This window comes from Methylotenera sp. G11 (genome assembly GCF_000799735.1).
Lineage (GTDB): Bacteria > Pseudomonadota > Gammaproteobacteria > Burkholderiales > Methylophilaceae > Methylotenera.
The window spans coordinates 1,190,286-1,209,639 of the sequence record NZ_JUHH01000001.1 but is presented as its reverse complement, the minus strand read 5'-3'; the positions used below and the strand labels follow the sequence as shown (position 1 = coordinate 1,209,639).

18 protein-coding genes are annotated in these 19,354 nt (G+C 51.5%); 14 read left to right on the top strand and 4 right to left on the bottom strand.

What is annotated here, in order from left to right; genetic code table 11:
- The first annotated feature begins 104 nt into the window (after positions 1 to 104).
- On the top strand, positions 105 to 491 hold the full coding sequence (locus GQ51_RS05545; protein WP_047550805.1) for a hypothetical protein: 387 nt from the start codon (positions 105 to 107) through the stop codon (positions 489 to 491).
- A 100-nt stretch (positions 492 to 591) separates the two neighbouring features.
- Here GQ51_RS05545 and ispB read toward each other — a convergent pair whose 3' ends face one another.
- Positions 592 to 1,560: an octaprenyl diphosphate synthase gene (gene ispB / locus GQ51_RS05540; protein WP_047550802.1), complete on the bottom strand. Its 969-nt coding sequence runs from the start codon at positions 1,558 to 1,560 to the stop codon at positions 592 to 594.
- A gap of 210 nt (positions 1,561 to 1,770) precedes the next feature.
- On the opposite strand from ispB, the gene rplU reads away from it, so the two are divergent.
- From rplU to GQ51_RS05510, 6 genes are all read left to right on the top strand, one after another.
- A complete protein-coding gene (rplU, locus tag GQ51_RS05535; protein ID WP_047550799.1) occupies positions 1,771 to 2,085 on the top strand; it encodes a 50S ribosomal protein L21 in 315 nt (104 codons plus the stop codon).
- A gap of 26 nt (positions 2,086 to 2,111) precedes the next feature.
- A complete protein-coding gene (gene rpmA / locus GQ51_RS05530) occupies positions 2,112 to 2,369 on the top strand; it encodes a 50S ribosomal protein L27 (RefSeq protein WP_047550796.1) in 258 nt (85 codons plus the stop codon).
- 214 nt (positions 2,370 to 2,583) lie between these two features.
- Positions 2,584 to 3,657, top strand: coding sequence for an Obg family GTPase CgtA (gene cgtA, locus GQ51_RS05525; protein WP_047550793.1), 1,074 nt, complete (start codon positions 2,584 to 2,586; stop codon positions 3,655 to 3,657).
- On the top strand, positions 3,644 to 4,777 hold the full coding sequence (gene proB / locus GQ51_RS05520) for a glutamate 5-kinase (RefSeq protein WP_047550790.1): 1,134 nt from the start codon (positions 3,644 to 3,646) through the stop codon (positions 4,775 to 4,777). The genes cgtA and proB overlap by 14 nt, the downstream gene beginning before the upstream one ends.
- 62 nt (positions 4,778 to 4,839) lie before the next feature.
- Positions 4,840 to 5,343 (top strand): 5-(carboxyamino)imidazole ribonucleotide mutase, encoded by a 504-nt coding sequence (purE, locus tag GQ51_RS05515; protein ID WP_047550787.1) that lies wholly within the window; start codon positions 4,840 to 4,842, stop codon positions 5,341 to 5,343.
- A gap of 10 nt (positions 5,344 to 5,353) precedes the next feature.
- Complete coding sequence (locus tag GQ51_RS05510; RefSeq protein WP_047550784.1) at positions 5,354 to 6,514, top strand: 5-(carboxyamino)imidazole ribonucleotide synthase; 1,161 nt, start codon at positions 5,354 to 5,356, stop codon at positions 6,512 to 6,514.
- 182 nt (positions 6,515 to 6,696) lie between these two features.
- Here the strand turns inward: GQ51_RS05510 and rpsT are convergent, their stop codons facing one another.
- Positions 6,697 to 6,960 (bottom strand): 30S ribosomal protein S20, encoded by a 264-nt coding sequence (rpsT, locus tag GQ51_RS05505; RefSeq protein WP_047550781.1) that lies wholly within the window; start codon positions 6,958 to 6,960, stop codon positions 6,697 to 6,699.
- Between the two features lie 185 nt (positions 6,961 to 7,145).
- On the opposite strand from rpsT, the gene murJ reads away from it, so the two are divergent.
- From murJ to GQ51_RS05480, 5 genes are all read left to right on the top strand, one after another.
- Entirely contained in the window at positions 7,146 to 8,690 is a 1,545-nt protein-coding gene (gene murJ / locus GQ51_RS05500) for a murein biosynthesis integral membrane protein MurJ (RefSeq protein WP_047550778.1), read from the top strand.
- Complete coding sequence (locus GQ51_RS05495; protein WP_047553970.1) at positions 8,690 to 9,583, top strand: bifunctional riboflavin kinase/FAD synthetase; 894 nt, start codon at positions 8,690 to 8,692, stop codon at positions 9,581 to 9,583. Before murJ ends, GQ51_RS05495 begins: the two co-directional genes overlap by 1 nt.
- Before the next feature lie 42 nt (positions 9,584 to 9,625).
- Positions 9,626 to 12,475: an isoleucine--tRNA ligase gene (gene ileS, locus GQ51_RS05490; RefSeq protein ID WP_047553969.1), complete on the top strand. Its 2,850-nt coding sequence runs from the start codon at positions 9,626 to 9,628 to the stop codon at positions 12,473 to 12,475.
- Complete coding sequence (gene lspA / locus GQ51_RS05485) at positions 12,468 to 12,935, top strand: signal peptidase II (protein ID WP_047550775.1); 468 nt, start codon at positions 12,468 to 12,470, stop codon at positions 12,933 to 12,935. Before ileS ends, lspA begins: the two co-directional genes overlap by 8 nt.
- 68 nt (positions 12,936 to 13,003) lie before the next feature.
- Entirely contained in the window at positions 13,004 to 13,642 is a 639-nt protein-coding gene (locus tag GQ51_RS05480; protein ID WP_047550772.1) for a sulfite oxidase-like oxidoreductase, read from the top strand.
- A gap of 130 nt (positions 13,643 to 13,772) precedes the next feature.
- Here the strand turns inward: GQ51_RS05480 and GQ51_RS05475 are convergent, their stop codons facing one another.
- Together GQ51_RS05475 and GQ51_RS05470 are read right to left on the bottom strand one after the other, a co-directional pair.
- Positions 13,773 to 14,339: a response regulator transcription factor gene (locus GQ51_RS05475; RefSeq protein WP_047550769.1), complete on the bottom strand. Its 567-nt coding sequence runs from the start codon at positions 14,337 to 14,339 to the stop codon at positions 13,773 to 13,775.
- Between the two features lie 10 nt (positions 14,340 to 14,349).
- Entirely contained in the window at positions 14,350 to 15,651 is a 1,302-nt protein-coding gene (locus GQ51_RS05470; protein ID WP_052177723.1) for an ATP-binding protein, read from the bottom strand.
- Between the two features lie 157 nt (positions 15,652 to 15,808).
- On the opposite strand from GQ51_RS05470, the gene GQ51_RS05465 reads away from it, so the two are divergent.
- Positions 15,809 to 18,127, top strand: a complete 2,319-nt coding sequence (locus tag GQ51_RS05465; protein ID WP_047553967.1) for a TonB-dependent receptor — start codon at positions 15,809 to 15,811, stop codon at positions 18,125 to 18,127.
- On the top strand, positions 18,127 to 19,323 hold the full coding sequence (locus GQ51_RS05460) for a hypothetical protein (protein WP_047550767.1): 1,197 nt from the start codon (positions 18,127 to 18,129) through the stop codon (positions 19,321 to 19,323). Before GQ51_RS05465 ends, GQ51_RS05460 begins: the two co-directional genes overlap by 1 nt.
- Positions 19,324 to 19,354 lie beyond the last annotated feature (31 nt).

Sequence of the window (19,354 nt, the reverse complement as noted above, 5' to 3'; positions counted from 1 at the left end):
TTTCCGGTTTATGGCAGTGCGGACTTGAAATACAGGTATCTCGCCACAAACATAAGAGATGTATTCGAGATTATAATAAGCATGTATAGCAAGAAGGAAATGGAATGACAGATATCACCGATCAACTAGATGTAATCGAACTTATCAAAGCCGAGTTAGGGAAGGCCGAGTTGGACCGTCCGGAATGGGATGAGCCTGTTATCTGCCGGGTTGAGGTTGATTTGCCGAGTTGGTTGACGCAATTGGCTGGGGGCAAAGCTTGGGAGGTTTACTCAGAGGACGAGGAAGAAAGCTGCGTCAGCTTCGGCATGCGCGAAGTTTCGGCGAAAACACCCAAACTCGCGGAAGTGACCCTGTATCACAATGGATATGCTGTGGTAGATGTCGATGGTAAAGCTTTGTTCGACGGTTCGCTGACATCCGGCACCAGTGACTGCGCGCATTTGACTTATTACCATGCTGACACGGGTGAAAAAATCACTTTGAATTAGGTAGTCTTGGGGTTAAGCAGCCTTTGAATTTGGCTGCTTGTGAATTTGACTGCTTTTGAATTTGGCCGCATTGGAATCAAGCGGCCTTGCGGCGGGGCTTTTAAAAGCTCCGCTTAACCGCAAACTCCGCCAGTGCGAGCATAGCCTGTTTGAAGACTGAGTCAGGGAAGTGCTCAATGGCTTTGCTGCACTTCTCAGCCTCAGATTCGGCAAGCGTTCTTACGTGCGCCAAAGCGCCGGAGCTGGTGACGGCGGCAATAACCTGCGGCAGCTGTTCCAGGCCGCCTTGTTCGATTGCATTCCTGATCATCTGGCTCTGTTCTGCGTCGGTATTGCGCATTGCATATAGCAGCGGCAGTGTTGGTTTTCCCTCGGCGAGGTCGTCACCCAGATTCTTGCCGATCTGCTCACTGTTGCCGCTCAGGTCGAGTATGTCATCGACCAGTTGAAATGCGGTACCCAAATGCATGCCATACAGGCTCAGTGCGGTTTCATCCCCCGGGCTGGCTTTGCTGATGACTGCGCCCAGCTGGGTGGCGGCTTCGAACAGCTTGGCGGTTTTGTAGTGAATGACCTTCAGGTAATCCTCGTCGGTGATGTCGGCATTGTGTACGTTGAGTAGCTGCAGTACTTCGCCTTCGGCAATGACGTTGGTGGCATCACTCAGTATCTCCATCACGCGCATGTTTTTTACTGCCACCATCATCTGGAAAGTCCGTGAATAAACGAAGTCACCCACGAGCACACTGGCAGCGTTGCCGAACAGTGCGTTGGCGGTGCTTTTGCCCCTGCGTTTTGATGATTCATCAACGACGTCATCATGCAGCAGGGTTGAGGTGTGGATGAGTTCTACAACGGCAGCGAGCTGGTGGTGGTGATCTTCGATTTTTCCGAACAGGCCGGCTGACAGCAGCACCAGTATCGGGCGTAATCGTTTTCCGCCGCTATTAATGATGTATTCGGCGATCTGGTTAACGAGTGCCACCTCGGAATGAAGGGATGATCGGATTACGCTGTCTACTTTGCGCATATCCTCTGCAATGCATGAATTAATAATGCTGGGTGTCACGTCAATTAACCTAGTAAATAAGAAAATATTTTATCACAGCCTACTTTAGGCTTCATAAATAACTAGCTAAAATTGGTTTAAAAGTGAGATAATCTTACGCTTTGGTGCAAGCGTCATAATTTTTTAAATTTACATTGATTATGATTTGCTTTGCGGGATAAATTGCGTATAATGCGCGATTCTTTTGAAGTATGAGTTAAAGGCATAATCATGTATGCAGTGATCAAAACTGGTGGTAAACAATATCGCGTAGTTCAAGGCGAAAGATTAAAAGTTGAAAAATTAGACGTTGAAGTCGGCGGTACAGTTACGCTTGATCAAATTCTAATGGTTTCTGACGGCGACAAAACGACAATCGGTTCACCAATTATCAAAGGTGCTACTGTTAAAGCTACTGTGGTTTCTCATGGTCGTGGCGACAAAGTGATGATTTTCAAATTCCGTCGTCGTAAACACTACCGTAAAACTCAAGGCCATCGCCAAAGTTTTACAGAAATTAAAATTGAAGCAATCGCTGCTAAATAAGCAGTTAAAGAATTAAGGATTAAATCATGGCACACAAAAAAGCAGGCGGTAGTTCACGTAACGGTCGCGACTCACAAGCCCAGCGTTTAGGCGTTAAAGCATTTGGTGAGCAATTTGTTTCAGCTGGCAGCATCATCGTGCGTCAGCGCGGTACAAGAATGCATGCCGGTGAAAATGTAGGTATGGGTAAAGACCATACTTTATATGCAAAAGCTGACGGTAAAGTGAGCTTCACCGTTAAGGGTGCATTAAAACGTAAAACTGTGAACATTATTCCAGCTTAGTTTTTACGAAAACTTAAGAAGCCCTGTCTTTTTGATAGGGCTTTTTTGTTTTTTAGGTTTAGTCTTTATAATGGGATTTGTTTCTGAAGCAGGCGGCGATGCAAAGTCAAGTGCACGCATTGGTTCTGGGGCAAAGTGATGAATCGCACAAGTTCGTGCATTGAGGATATGGGCATCGCGCAGGTTTTAACTTGCGGGCGTAGCCATTTAAGATATGAAATTTATTGACGAAGCAACCATTAAAATCTTTGCGGGCGACGGCGGTAACGGCGTTGCCACGTTTCGTCGTGAAAAGTACGAACCTATGGGTGGCCCAAGCGGCGGTGATGGCGGTCGTGGCGGCTCGATTATCATTGAAGCGGATCGTAACATCAATACGCTGGTTGATTATCGCTATACGCGCAGTTTCAGGGCGCAGCGCGGTGAAAATGGCCGCAGTGCCGAGTGTTATGGTGCCAAGGGCGAGGACATGGTTTTGCGTGTGCCCGTCGGTACAGTGGTTTCTGATAAGTCCAGCGGGCAAATGCTGGTGGACCTGAGTGAGCATGGTCAGCGTGCGCAGATGGCGAAAGGCGGCAATGGCGGCCTTGGTAATGTGCACTTCAAGTCCAGTATGAATCGTGCGCCGCGTCAATGTACCAAAGGCGAGCCTGGCGAGGAGTTTGAGCTCTATCTTGAACTGAAAGTGCTGGCGGATGTTGGCTTGCTGGGTATGCCGAACGCTGGAAAATCGACTTTTATACGTTCAGTTTCTGCCGCTAAGCCTAAAGTCGCAGACTATCCGTTTACTACATTGCACCCTAATCTGGGCGTGGTGCGTGTGGATGCCGAGCGCAGCTTCGTGATTGCCGATATTCCGGGCATTATCGAAGGCGCCGCTGAAGGGGCCGGTCTGGGGCATCAGTTCCTGCGCCACTTGGCACGTACATCGCTGTTGCTGCATCTGGTGGATATTGCACCATTTGATGAAGCTGTTGATCCGGTACATGAAGCGAAAGCGATTGTTGAAGAGCTCCGGAAGTATGATGAGTCGCTCTACAATAAACCGCGCTGGCTGGTGCTGAATAAAACTGACATGCTGCAGGACGCTGATGCGGTGGTGAAGTCTTTCGTGAAAGACTATGGTTGGGAAGGCCGTGTCTTCGCAATTTCAGCCATCAGTGGTGTGGGCTGTAAAGAGCTGGTTTATGCCATCATGCAGCATATAGAGGAAAGTCGCGCTGCTGAAGATCAGGCGCTGGATAATACTGAATCTAAAAACACAGAGTCCCAGAATGAAGTTGCCTGAATTCAAGTCCCTGCTGCTGGATGCAAAAGTTATTGTAGTCAAAGTCGGTTCCAGCCTGGTGACCAATGATGGTCATGGCCTGGATCAGAAGGCGATTGCCGGCTGGGCTGTGCAGATTGCAGCGCTGGTGCAGCAGGGCAAGCAGATTGTGCTTGTATCGAGTGGTGCTGTGGCTGAAGGTGTGCAAAGACTGGGCTGGAAAAAACGCCCGACAGCCGTCAATGAATTGCAGGCTGCAGCTGCAGTAGGGCAGATGGGGCTGGTGCAGATGTATGAGAGCTGTTTCAGCCAGCATCATTTGCGCACGGCGCAAGTGCTGCTGACGCATGATGACCTGGCTGACAGGAAGCGCTACCTGAATGCGCGCAGTACGCTGCGCACATTGCTGGACATGAAGGTCATTCCAATCATTAACGAGAATGATACGGTAGTGACGGATGAAATCCGTTTTGGCGATAATGACACTTTGGGTTCGTTGGTCGCAAATCTAATCGAAGCTGATACCCTGGTGATACTGACTGACCAGCAGGGGTTGTATACGGCTGATCCGCGGCGCAACCCTGATGCCAGTTTCGTGCATCACGCCATTGCAGGCGATGCGACCCTGGAAGAAATGGCCGGCGGCGCCGGCAGCAGTGTCGGTACAGGGGGGATGCTCACGAAAATACTGGCGGCCAAACGTGCTGCGCGCAGTGGTGCGCATACTGTAATCGCATCGGGTCGTGAAAAGAACGTGCTGGTGCGATTAAGTGCCGGCGAGGCTATCGGCACCCATCTTGAAGCAACGCAAATGAAAACCGCTGCACGCAAGCAGTGGCTGGCAGATCACTTGCGGACAACAGGCAAACTGCTGCTGGATGCGGGTGCCGTTAAAGTGCTGAAGACCGAGGGTAAGAGCCTGCTTCCTATAGGCGTGACCGCAGTGGAGGGGTATTTTGAACGCGGTGATGTTGTGGCCTGCATAGATACTGAGGGTAAGGAAATTGCGCGCGGTTTGGTTAATTACACGGCCAGTGAAGCCGCCAGGATCATGCGCAGACCCAGCAGTGAGATTGAATCGATTTTGGGCTATGTAGATGAAGCGGAGTTGATACACCGTGATAATCTTATCCTGCTTTAATTAGGGCAGTGTCGCAGCACAGACTATAGCCCTAACCGGCGATTATTTGGAAAAACATAAATATGAGTAAACCGTTAGTAGCAATTATCATGGGGTCGGACAGTGATTGGCCTGTCATGAGAAATGCAGCGCAGATGCTTGCAGATTTTGGCGTGGCTTATGAAGCGAAAGTCATTTCAGCGCATCGTACCCCTGACCTGATGTTCGAGTTTGCAGAAAACGCAGCCGCTAATGGCTATCAGGTCATCATTGCCGGCGCGGGTGGTGCCGCGCATCTGCCGGGCATGGTCGCTGCAAAAACAACGCTGCCGGTGCTGGGGGTGCCTGTACCTTCCAAGCATCTGCAAGGGCAGGATTCCTTGCTGTCAATTGTGCAGATGCCTAAAGGCATTCCGGTTGCGACTTTCGCAATCGGGGATGCGGGTGCGGCGAATGCCGGTTTGTTTGCAGTATCGATTCTGGCAAACGCTAATGCGGATTTGGCGGCCAAGCTTGCTGAGTTCCGTAACAAGCAGACAGAAAAAGTATATAACATGGAGTTAACTGACAAGCCGTCAGTAAATTAAGAGTGGAACCATGAGTCAGGGTAATGTAATTCTTCCTCCGGCAATGCTGGGTATGTTGGGTGGCGGTCAGCTTGGCCGTTTTTTTGTGATTGCAGCGCATGAAATGGGCTACAAGGTTACCGTGCTTGATCCTGATACCAATAGTCCGGCAGGTAAAATTGCAGATGTGCATATTTGCGCAAAATATGATGATGAAACTGCATTGAAACAAATGGCCGCAACTTGTCAGGCGGTGACTACCGAGTTTGAGAATGTGCCGGCGGCTACCCTCGAACTGCTGGCCGCTTCGGTTCCGGTGCATCCTTCCGGTAAAGCGGTGGCGATTGCGCAGCATCGTGTCAGTGAGAAAAATTTTCTTAAAGATGCCGGGTTGCCGGTAGCGCCATTTGTAGTGATTGATAGTGATGCGGATATTCCGGCGGATGGCAGTGATATTTATCCGGCTATTTTGAAGGTATCCCGTTTTGGATATGACGGTAAAGGGCAGGCGCGCGTTGCCGATTTTGAACAGACGAGAAAAGCCTTTGCAGATTTCGGCCAGGAGGAGTGTGTGCTGGAAAAAATGCTGAAGCTGGATTGTGAGGTTTCAGTCGTGCTTGCCAGGGATATTAATGGACAAGTCGCTACATTCCCTACGGCCGAGAACAGTCATCTTAATGGCATCCTGGATGTGTCGATCGTACCGGCGCGCGGTAGCGATGCCGTCAATCACCAGGCACAGAAACTGGCTATCAGCGTAGCTGAGAAACTTGGCTATACCGGTGTGTTGGGTGTTGAATTCTTTGTGTGCGGCGGGGAGCTGCTGGTCAATGAAATTGCACCGCGTCCGCATAACTCGGGGCATTACACACTGGATGCCTGCGTGACAAATCAGTTTGAGCAGCAGGTACGCGTGATGACTGGATTGCCGCTGGGCAGCAGTCGTCAGCACAGTGCTGCGGTCATGGTGAATCTGCTCGGGGATGTCTGGCCGGATAATGCTAACGGCGGCAGGGATGAGCCTGACTGGAAGCTGGCGTTTACCAATGCGCAATTGAAAATGCATTTGTATGGCAAGCATGAAGCCCGCGCCGGTCGCAAGATGGGGCATTTTACTGTGATTAACGCCAGCCGTGATGAGGCGATCAAGCAGGCAATGCAGGTGCGCTCGGAATTGAATATAGGTAATTGATTTTAAGGCAGGCTCCACAACGGTAGTTGCGGAGCCTTTTTTGTTCAGGGGCGCTTTATTCAGAGACACTGGGCAATGAAGCGCGCTATCAATGCAGGTCGGGGAAATAAAAAAGCTGAACCAATAAAAAAGCCGAACATTGTTCGGCTTTTTTATTGGTTGACTATTGCTTGAACAAGCAGTTACGCCATTGCTTTAATAGCAGCGTTTAAGCGGCTTTTATGACGTGACGCTTTGTTCTTATGAATAATGTTTTTGTCCGCAATGCGGTCAATAACGCTTACATTTTCTGTGTAAGCAGCTGTTGCTGCAGCTTTGTCACCAGCTTCTACAGCCTTAATAATCTTTTTAATCGCGGTGCGCAAAGTAGAGCGCAAACTTGCATTGTGAGCACGTTGCTTTACTGCTTGACGAGCACGTTTTCTTGCTTGTGCGGTATTTGCCATCTTGTCTTTTCCTAAAAGCTATTCATAATACGAAGCCCGTAATATTAACTACATATTAAACAGATTGCAAGTTAAAACACACAAATATCATTAGCAATTACCACGTGATTTCACACGGCATGATAAAATCACGCAATATATTGTTAATACAATACTTTATACCCATTTCATTATAACGATAAAGCATGAATTTACTCAAAGCGCTGGCCAAGGTCGGCAGCATGACTTTTGTCTCCCGTATTTTAGGTTTTGTACGGGATACCTTGATAGCGCGTGTTTTTGGCGCCGGCATGTTCAGCGATGCTTTTATTGTGGCCTTTAAAATACCCAATTTATTGCGCAGGATATCGGCAGAAGGCGCCTTCAGCCAGGCTTTTGTACCGATCCTGGCTGAATACAAGAGTCGGCGCGGTTTTGAGGAAACACAGGGGCTGGTCAACCGGGTTGCAACCTGGCTGGGTATCATTCTGGTTGCTGTGACGCTGCTGGGCATGCTGGCAGCGCCATGGATCGTGAGCCTGATTGCCCCCGGTTTCAGGGCAGATGCGGCAAAAATGCAGCTCACGGTTGAGCTGCTGCGCATCACTTTTCCTTATATTTTCTTTATCTCACTGGTGTCGATGGCGGGCGGTGTGCTTAACACTTATAACCGCTTCGGTATTCCCGCTTTTACGCCGGTTTGGCTCAATGTCGCCATGATTGCGGCGGTGCTGTTTTTTGCCGATTATTTTGATGAACCAATCAAGGCGCTGGCCTGGGCAGTATTTGTCGGCGGATTCCTGCAGCTGGTATTCCAGGTGCCATTCCTGAAGCAGATCGGCCTGCTGCCAAAGTTTGATTTCAAGCGTGATGATGAAGGAGTCTGGCGTATCCTGAAGCTGATGGGCCCCGCTGTGCTGGGCGTTTCTGTCGCGCAGGTTTCGTTGATCCTCAATACCATATTTGCCTCGTTCCTGATTACCGGCAGTGTCAGCTGGCTTTATTATGCAGATCGTTTGATGGAGTTTCCTACCGGCGTGCTTGGCGTAGCCCTGGGCACGATATTGCTGCCCAGCTTATCCAAGGCTTATGCGGGCAAGGATGATGTCGAGTATTCGCAGCTGCTGGATTGGGGATTACGCTTAACCTGCATTCTGGCTGCGCCTGCAGCTGTTGCCCTGGCCGTGTTGTCTGCGCCATTGGTGACATCGCTGTTTTATTATGGCAAGTTTACGCCACTTGATGTTGCGATGACGCAGCAGGCACTGATTGCCTACAGCATCGGCTTGCTGGGCTTGATTCTGGTGAAAATCCTCGCGCCGGGGTTCTATGCGCGCCAGAACATCAAGACTCCGGTAAAAATCGGTGTATTCACGTTAGTGATGACGCAGTTGATGAACATGCTGTTTGTGTTTGTACTTGGTCTGCAGCATGTTGGCCTGGCGCTTGCAATTGGGTTGGGGGCTTGTGTCAATGCGTCATTGCTGTATTTTCACTTGCGTCGCGCCGGTTATTTCCAGCCACAGCCTGGCTGGATGGTGTTTCTGCTGAAGCTGTTTGTTGCCTTGGTGTTTATGGGCGCCGTATTGCACTATGCGATGGGCGAAGCCAGTGCGTGGCTTGGATTTAGCTTGATTAAACGCCTGGTTCATATCGGCGGCCTGGTTCTGTTGGGAGGGGTGAGTTATTTTGCGATACTTATGCTGCTGGGTTTCAGGCCTGGAGATTATATGCGCCGGGTGAATCGATGATGCAGATATTACGACATATTCCAGCTGCGCTTCAGGCGCCCTGTGTCCTGGCGATCGGCAATTTTGACGGCATACACCTGGGGCACCAGGATTTACTGCAAAAACTGGTGCAGGCTGCGAAAGAACGCAGGTTGAGTTCTGCGGTGATGACATTTGAACCGCATCCGCGCGAGTTGTTTGCACCAGAAAAAGCACCTGCAAGGTTATGTTCACTGCGTGAGAAGCTGGAGTATTTTTCAAGTGCAGGCGTGGAGCGCGTATATGTCTGTGCATTCAACCATCGTTTTGCGAATGTGAGCGTCAGTGATTTCATGCAGCGCATCCTGCGGCAGTCGCTTAATGCGCAAGTGATCCTGGTGGGGGATGATTTCCGTTTCGGCGCGCAGCGTGCCGGATCAACGCAGGATTTTATGCAGGCAGGCTTCAATTTAATGAAGTTGCCGCAGGTTGACCTCGATGGAGACCGTGTGTCGAGTACGCGTGTGCGTTCTGCCTTGGCCAATGGTCAGCTGGATGAAGCGGCCAAGCTGCTGGGCAGGCCTTACAGCATCAGCGGCAAAGTGGTGTATGGTGCCCAGCTTGGACGGAAATTGGGTTTCCCTACCGCGAATGTACACATGCGCCATGAGCGGCCGCCTTTAACCGGTGTATATGCAGTAAAATTAGATGGTTTGAATGCGGTGGCAAATCTTGGCGTGCGGCCTACTGTTGCCGGCGTGCCAAAGCTGTCGCTGGAAGTGCACGTGCTCGATTTTAATGAAAATCTATATGGCAGGCATGTGCATGTCGAGTTTTTTCACAAGATACGTGATGAAATGAAATTTGATGGTCTGGATGCGCTTAAGGCGCAAATTACACGGGACGCAGATGTAGCGAGAAAGTTTTTTATTTAGCCGCAGATACATTTGCAGCTAATAATATTGATGGATAATGAAATGACTGAACAGAATAAAGAGCAAAGTAAATATAAATTAAACCTGCCTGAAACTACATTCCCGATGCGCGGCGACCTGGCCAAGCGCGAGCCGGCATGGCTAAAGGCATGGCAGGACAAAAAGCTCTATCAACGCATCAGGGAAGCGCGCAAAGGCGCTAAAAAATTCATCCTGCACGATGGCCCTCCTTATGCGAACGGCGATATTCATATCGGCCATGCAGTGAACAAGATCCTTAAGGACATCATTGTTAAATCCAAAACACTGAGCGGTTTTGATGCGCCCTATGTGCCGGGCTGGGATTGCCATGGGCTGCCGATTGAACTGGTGGTTGAGAAAAACCACGGCAAAGATATTGCCCCTGCCAGGTTTCGTGAATTGTGCCGTGAGTATGCGCTGGAACAGGTTGCGCGCCAGAAGAAAGATTTTATCCGACTGGGTGTACAGGGTGATTGGGACAATCCCTACCTGACCATGGACTTTAAAACCGAAGCCGACATCATGCGCGCTTTGGGGGATATTTATAAAAACGGTTATCTCTATCAAGGCAGCAAGCCTGTGCACTGGTGTGTGGATTGCGGCTCTGCCTTGGCTGAGGCTGAGGTTGAATACGAAGACGTCAACTCGCCTGCGATTGATGTTGGCTTTAAAGTGACTGATAGCGCTGCATTGGCAAAAGCGTTTGGCGCAAGTGTAAGCGGAGATGCTTATGCGGTTATCTGGACCACCACCCCCTGGACGCTGCCGGCCAATCAGGCGGTATCGGTGCATCCGGAGATGGATTATGATTTGATCCAGACAGGCAAGGGTCTGCTGATTCTTGCCCGCGAACTGGGCGAAGCCACATTGAAGCGCTATGGCGAAGAAAGTGTCAAAGTGCTTGGTTCATGCAAAGGTATCGCTTTGAATGGCTTGTCATTGCAGCACCCGTTCGATCATCGTCAGGTGCCTGTCATCTGCGGTGAACACGTTACAACGGATGCCGGTACCGGCCTGGTGCATACTGCCGCAGCCCACGGTAATGATGACTGGCTGGTGATGCGCGCTAATTTCCCGCATGAAAAGCCGCGCGTGCTGATCGGCGGCGATGGCAGGTTCTTCAATAGCCAATTGGTTGAGTTTGAGGCCATCCGCGGCCTGAGCCGCCAGGATGCCAACAAAGTGATCCTGGCGAAGATGCAGGAGAACGGTGCCTTATTAGCCAGTGCCCGCCTGAATCACAGCTTCCCGCATTGCTGGCGTCACAAAACGCCATTGATGCAATTGGCTACGCACCAGTGGTTTATTGGTATGAATGAGACCGATGCGCAAGGTGTAAGCTTGCGTGAGCATGCTAACCAAGCCGTCGATCAGACAGAGTTTTTCCCGAACTGGGGGCGCGCGCGCCTGGAGGCCATGATTAAAAACCGCCCTGACTGGTGCGTGTCGCGCCAGCGCAACTGGGGCGTACCAATGCCTTTGTTTGTGCATAAGGAAACCGGTGAGCCGCATCCGCAGACGCTTGAATTGCTGGAAAAAGTCTGCCTGGATGTCGAAAAGCAAGGCATTGAGGCCTGGTTCAGCCTGGATGGCGCAGCATTCCTGGCCGCCAATGCACCGCAGCATGCCGAACAGTACAAAAAAGTGACGGATACCCTGGATGTCTGGTTTGATTCAGGTGCAACGCATGCCGCAGTCTTAAAGCGCCGCCCGGAGTTACAGCACCCGGCTGATCTGTATCTGGAAGGTTCAGACCAGCATCGCGGCTGGTTCCAGTCCAGCCTGCTGACCGGCTGCGCGATTGATGGCCGTGCGCCTTACAATGCATTGCTCACGCACGGTTTCGTGGTGGATGGTTCCGGTCATAAAATGAGTAAATCCAAAGGCAATGTCGTTGCGCCGCAAAAGGTGATGGATACTTACGGTGCCGATATCCTGCGTTTGTGGACAGCGTCGACCGATTATTCGGGCGAACTGACAATCTCTGATGAGATCCTGAAACGCGTCGCTGAAAGTTATCGCCGGATTCGCAATACTTTACGTTTCCTGCTGGCTAACCTGGCTGATTTTGATGCCGGTAAAGATTTGCTGCCGGTGCATGAGTGGCTGGAAATTGATCGTTATGCTCTGTATTTGACACATCAATTGCAAGAAGATATTGCAACTAAAAAAGATACAAATAGTAATGATATTTCCTTCTATGGTAAATACGAATTCCATCTGGCCGTGCAGAAGTTCGTGAGTTTCTGTTCCGAAGATTTAGGCGGTTTCTACCTCGATATCCTGAAAGATCGCCTGTATACCGCAGGTGAGACCTCACATGCACGTCGTGCAGCGCAGAGTGCCCTGCATCACATTACGCATGCAATGATGCGTTTGATGGCGCCTATCCTGAGTTTTACTGCGGACGAGATCTGGCAGACGCTGGGTCTGGATGCCGGTAAAACGGTCTTCGAAGAGGTTTGGTATAGTTTGCCGGAACACGATTTAACTGAGGCTGATATTCGTGCGTGGGAAGATATCCTGAATGTGCGTGCGCTCGTAAATAAAGCGATTGAAGAAAAACGCTCAGCCGGTTTGGTCGGGTCTTCACTGCAGTCTGAGATAGATATCTATACACAAGGCGATAGTTACGAATCCTTGCGCAGGTTAGGGGATGATTTACGTTTTGTGCTGATTGCTTCACGGGCAACTGTGCATGAAGAAACAGGTTCAGGATTACGCATCGTGGTGACACCGAGTGCGCATGCCAAATGTGACCGCTGCTGGCACTACCGTGCGGATGTCGGTGCAGATGCGGAGCATCCGCATATCTGTGGCCGCTGCGTAAGCAACCTGTTCGGTAAAGGCGAGGCACGTTCCCATGCGTAAATGGTTCGCTATCAGCGCGCTGATCGTAGCGCTGGATCTGTACACCAAGAACCTGGTTCAGAAAGCGTTCAGCTATGGCGAGCATTTGACCGTTACCGGTTTTTTTGACCTGGTGCGCTATCACAATGAAGGGGCGGCATTCAGCTTTCTGGCGAATGCCGGCGGCTGGCAAAAGTGGTTTTTTACCGCTGTCACTGCTGTTGCTGTAATTGTGATTACCTACCTGCTGGTCAAACACCATGCCGAGAAACTATTCTGTTCAGGCCTGGCCTTAGTGCTGGGCGGAGCCATCGGCAACCTTTATGACCGCCTGACTTTAGGCTATGTGGTTGATTTTCTGTATTTCCATATCGATGACCTTTACTGGCCTGCATTTAATGTGGCAGATAGCGCGATATGCGTAGGGGTTGGTTTGCTGTTGCTGGATAGTTTTAAAAAACAACAGCCTGCTGCCAGATAGCCTGTCAGTATCGCCGTCGGCAAACTTGGCTTATGATTGTGTTGAATATGAATCATTAAGGTGTTGATATGCCGGACTGGAAAAAACTGATAGAAAGTAAAATCTCCCTCGCGAAAAAAGGCAGTAAACCGGGCAAGGCAGGTGCTAACGCGCGTATCCCGGCGGGGCAGACCGAAGTGCGGAACTTTCCCCGGCTTGACCTCGGCATCGTGCCTGAGGTGGCGGCCGCCAATTGGCGCCTGCGTATCTATGGCCTGGTAGAGCGTGAACTGAACCTCGACTGGGCGGCATTCCAGGCGATGCCGCAGGTGACCGATATTTCCGATTTTCATTGCGTAACGCGCTGGAGCCAGCTGGATATGGACTGGCAAGGCGTGCGTGCCCAGGACCTGCTGGCTTTAGCCCAGCCAACAGCTTCGGCAAGGTTCGTGACCCTGCATAGCTATGACGGCTACACCACTAATTTGCCTCTGGAAGCATTGCTGGATGATGACGTGATTGTCGCGCACAGCGTGCTGGGCGCACCTTTAACCGCAGAACACGGCGGTCCGGTGCGTCTGGTAGTACCCAAGCGCTACGCGTGGAAAAGCGCCAAGTGGCTTAAGGCAATTGAAATACATGCGTTTGACAAGCCAGGTTTCTGGGAAGTGCGCGGTTATCATAATGAAGCCGACCCATGGCTGGAGCAAAGATTCAGCGACGACTGACAGTAAAATGCTGCGCCTATGCAGGCATTATTGCCATCGGGGGCGATGATAATAAGCAAGCTGCGGATACTTTCCTGGCTCCGTAATCAGATGTCCTGTAGTACGGATTGCTGCAAGGTGCCTTACCACTTCATATGCCGATTGCCGGATTGGCGCTTGGCTTCTTGCCGAGCTTTCTTTGCAAGGTGCGCCGATGCATGTTCAGGCTGCGCGCGGTGGCCGAGATATTGCCGTCATTCTCTGCAAGCACGCGCTGGATATGTTCCCATTCCAGTCGGTTGACCGAGAGCGGGTTGCTTGATAATTCAACGTCTGCGTTTCCGTTCTTTTTCTCGAACGCGGCGACTATTTCATCCGCATCTACCGGTTTTGCCAGGTAATGTGTCGCCCCCAGTTTGATCGCTTCAATCGCAGTTGCGATGCTCGCATAACCTGTCAGCACGACTATCTTGGTTCCGGCCGCCAGGCCAGCCAGCTGCCGCACCAGTACCAGCCCTGAGTTGCCAGACATTTTGAGGTCGACTACGGCAAATTCCGGCGGGTCGTCTTTCACCCGTTCAAAAGCACTTTCGGCACTGTCTGCCAATGTGACGCTGAACCCGCGTTTGCGCATGGCAACTGCGAGCACGTTAAGAAAGTCCTCATCGTCATCTACCAGCAATAAGGTCGCTTTTTCATCCTGATCCAGTGCGTTCATAGGGTGGCTTTCAATGTTGACCTGAAGGGGGTTGATGAATGCGCAGCTTATCCAGATGCAATTTTACGGAGGTAAGTGCGCCGCCTTCAGCGTGGTTGCTGATGCTTAGCTCCCCGCCTAATCTGCTGAGCGTCATTTGGGTTAAATACACACCCAGGCCCATGCCGTTTTCATTTTTGGAGGAGAAAAAAGGCTGGCCGAGCTGTCTTTTGATTTCTTCGGTAATGCCGGGACCAAAGTCCCTGATGCTGATTTCCAGCATATCTGCATCCCAGTCCGCATGGAGCAATATGCGCTCAGGAGAAGCGTCGGCAGCGTTATCCAGTAGATTCTGCAAGGCCTGTATGAGTGCCCGGTCGGTGAATATCTGCGGGTTGCTGCTGTGGCTGCAAACGGAAATAACCAGCTCTGTGGCCGGGCGTGTGTCACGCCAGCGCTGAGTGACTTCGTGCAGAAATTCGCGTAAGCCCGAGCCATGTCCGTCATCGGCCCTGCTTTGTCCGGCATTGCGGGTGATCGAGGATAATATTTCCTTGCAGCGGTTGATCTGTGTGCGCAGGATTTCCAGCTGCTGCAATTGCTCCGGTTGATGGGTGAGGTCGTTTGCCAGCTCCTTGCTCACCACGGCCATGGTGGAAAGTGGGGTACCGAGTTCATGTGCCGCACTGGCTGCCAGCGTTCCCAGTGAGAGTACACGCTCACTTTCTAGCGATTTTTCCCGCATGCTCGCCATCAGCTGATCGTACTCGCGCAGGCTTTGTCCGATTTTGGTCACAAAAAAGGCGATGATGCCGGCACTCACCACAAAGCCTATCCACATGCCTACCAGGTGAATATCCAGTGTTTTCCCGGCGATGTCGTGCATGTGGAGATGTGAGAGCGGAACATAATAAAACACCAGCAATGAATAGCAGGCAATGGCGACCGCCGCCAGCAGCCAGGCATACTGGCGCTTTAACGCAACAGCCGCCACGGTGAGAGGCAGTAGGTACATCCATACCAAGGGGTTGCTGTAGCCGCCGGTGTAGTAAAACAATACGGTCAATGCCGCAAGGTCAGCCAGCAGTTGCAGCAGAACCTCTCGGTCATTGACGTGCCGGTTCTGTTTGTTCAGGCGCAGCAGCGTGACCAGGTTCAGCAGCAGCATGCCGCTTACTGCGAAAGCGACCGGATACCTGGGCAGCGGTATATGCAGGTAAAACAATGCCAGCGTGGCAGCCAGCATGAATGCAATCATCACGCTGCGCAACAGGAACAGACGCTGCAAATTACGGCGTGACGGGTCTTCTAAAATAGGGAGGTCGATATCCATGACCCGGATATTATACGTGGCGAACGATAAATTGCACGGGGTCTGTCCCTGTGCTTCATCTCGCCGGCATCCCCCCTGCGACAATTGGTCACATTACATTAATTGCATAATGGTTATACACTCCGGCTATAAATAAAAATCACTGATGGTATCAAAAATGCAGAAAAAACTTATGGCTGTTCTGGCCGCTTCGATGGTCGCTAATGTCTGTTACGCAGAGCATAACGAGGCCATTAACCTGGATGAAATCGAAGTGCGTGCGCCCCTGATCGATAGCCGTATCCTCAAGCATCCGGCTACCGTGGAGACTTATGATAAAAAGCAGATACAAGATAGCGTCAACGCTGCGACACCTGCGCAAACCCTGAAATACCTTCCCAGCATACAGGTACGCGAACGCTTCATCGGCGACCGCAACGGCATCATCGCAACCCGTACTATCGGCACGCTATCGAGTGCGCAGAGCATGCTGTATGCAGATGGCGTACTGCTGTCCAATTTATTGGGCAACTCGTTCGCGTATCCGCCGCGCTGGGGAATGGTAAGCCCGGAAGAAATAGAAAGCATCAGCATGATGTACGGGCCTTTCTCTGCACTTTATGCCGGCAACTCTTTCGGTGGTGTGATGAGCATTGCAACGCGCATGCCAGACCGGTTTGAATCGCACGCCAGTATGCAGGCTTTTACCCAGAATTTTAAGTTATACGGTACAGATGAAAGTTACAACGGCAGTCACCTGACTGCATCTGTCGGTAACAAGGTAAACGACTTTGCATTCTGGCTAGGGGTGGATTACCTCAAGAATGAAGGCCAGCCGATGAATTTCTCCACGGCTGCGCTTTCGACCGTTGCAGGTGGCGCCAGTCCGGCAGTGACCGGGGCTTACCAGGATAAAAGCGAGACGAATGCCGAACGTGTGGTGTTCGGTGCAAACAGTATCGATAGCACAGAGCAGACCAATATTAAATTCAAGGCGGCCTACGACATCACATCTCAAATCAAGGCGTCCTATACCCTGGGTTTATGGAATATGGACGGCAAGACCGACGTTGAAAGCTATATCAGGGATAGCGCGGGCAATGCGGTATATAACGGCCGGGTAAGTTTCAACGGCCAACGTTACGATATTTCCGGCATGAACCCGGCAGAGGCCGAGTCGCTGCATGTCATGCAAGCACTGGATGTCAAGTCCAGCACCCATGGCTTTTTTGACTGGCAGGTAACGCTATCTGACTATGATTACCAGCGGGACAGGAATAGTGCCGCCAATGCATCCGCTAACGGCTCAATCGCTGCGGGTAATCCATACATCACAAGAACCGGCCGAGTCACGGATATGTCCGGTACCGGCTGGACAATACTGGACACGCGCGCAACGCTGCGTCCGCATGACCATACGATAGACATCGGCTATCACCTGGACCAATACAAGCTGGAAAGCGAAACCCATAATACGGCAGACTGGTCGCAGGGAGATAAGGGCACGCTCAACGCTTCTGCCCGCGGCGAGACCAGAACCCATGCGCTGTATGCCCAGGATAAATGGCAGATTACGCCACAGTGGGCACTTACATTGGGCGGCCGTGCTGAGCATTGGCAGGCAAGTGATGGGCAGAATAAAACAACCATTTCCAGTATTCTGAAAACAGCCGATTATCAAGCGGTATCGGCAACCAGGTTCTCGCCGAAACTTTCCCTGAGTTTTGAGCCGGTTCCGGCCTGGGGTTTTCGTGCCGCTTTCGGGCAGGCATTCCGTTTCCCGACTGTGAGTGAAATGTTTCAGCCTTTGCAGAACGGAGCTGCCGCTTATTTTGTAGAAGCGAACCCGATCCTGAAGCCGGAGGAAGTGGTTGCTGCAGAGTTTTCGGCCGAGCGTCGCTTTGATAACGGCCTGGTCAGGGCCAGCCTGTTCAGTGAAAACAAGCATGATGCACTCATCTCGCAAACCCTGGCTAACGGCAGCGCCATTCCTTATGACACCGGCACCTGTACTAGGGCAGCAGGCTGCAGCTTTATTCAGAGCGTAGATCACATACGAACACGCGGCCTTGAGCTGGCGACGCAGTGGCAGGACGTCTATTTGCATGGCCTGGACCTGCAAGGCAGCGCCACGTTCACAGATGCTGAAGTGCTGCGCAACGATGCAGCGCCGGCGACGGTCGGCAATAAGCCGCCGCGCATCCCCAAAAATATGTTCAAGGCAGTGGCTACTTACCATCATGGGAATAATCTTACTTATAGCCTGGCAGCACGTTACAGCGGCAGGCAGTATAATGCCCTGGATAATAGCGACATTAATCCCGATACCTTTGGAGGCGCCAGCAAGTTTTTTGTCATGGACGTTAAAGCGACCTATAAATTTGCTAACCGCATTACCGCCAGCCTAGGGATTGATAACTTGAACAATTATAAAGCGTATGTGTTCCATCCCTATCCGCAACGTACCGCTTATCTACAACTAAAATTCGATTACTGATGATTAAATACCTGTTCGCACTTGTTTTTTTCTGGGTTGGCTTTGCCGCCCATGCACATGAAGGACATACCGGTCACCAACAAGCGTCGCTTGCTGTCAGCCTGGCTTTGGATGCACAGGATAAGCTCTGGCGTGCTGCCGTAAAAGATGGTTTCGTGGAAGTCAGCAGCAGCCTGGACGCCGGTAAAAGTTTTTCCAGGCCGGTCAGGGTGAATCAGGTGGCGCAGAAGATAGGTGCCGATGGTGAGGCGCGCCCGAAGATCGCTGTGTCAGCAGGCGGCTATATCTATGTCAGCTGGACTGAAGCGCTGAAAAAGCCGTTTTCTGGTTATATATGGTTTGCACGCTCGGTGGATGCCGGTAAAACGTTTGAAAAACCCTATATCGTGCATCAGGACCGCAGCGAGATCACACACCGCTTTGATGCGCTGCACGTAAGCGCTGGCGGCAGCATTACCGTCGCCTGGGTGGATAAGCGGGATCTGCTTGCCGCTAAAGCCGCCGGTAAGCCATATGAGGGTGCCGCCATCTACTATGCAGTGTCTAAAGATAGCGGTGCCAGCTTCCTGCCGGAGCAGAAACTGGCAGACAGCAGCTGCGAGTGCTGCCGCATCGCGCTTGCCGGCAAGCCGGATGGTCGCGTGGCCGCCATGTGGCGCCATGTGTTTGAAGGCAGTGAGCGCGATCATATGATTGCGGAAATTCCTGCTGCGGATAAAATGCCTGATCCAAAACGGGCGACTTTCGGGCGTTGGAAAATTGACGGCTGCCCGCATCATGGTGCTGCACTTGCGGCTGGCGGCGATGGCGCGCGCTGGTGGGGTTACCATATGGCCTGGTACGATGGCGGCAATGATGATGCCGGCAAGGATGCAGCACTGTTCTATGCGCGCATGGATGGCGAGGCCTGGGTATCGTCGCCTCCTAGAAAATTCGGCAATATGAAAAAGCAGGCTGGTCATGCGGCTTTGCTTGCTGCCGGTGAAAACGTCTGGCTGGCATGGCGTGAGAAAGATGCAGGCAAAAGCCAGCTCTGGCTCATGAAATCGAGCGATGAAGGCAAAAGTTGGGAATCGCCGAAGATGATGGCAGATGTCGGCGGTACCGCTGACTATCCGCTATTGCTGCAGAATGGCAAGGTGTCATTGCTGGTCTGGAATACGGCCGGCGAGGGGCTGAAAGTCATACCGTTATAACACCAATCCGTTAGCGGAAGCGCTGTGTGAG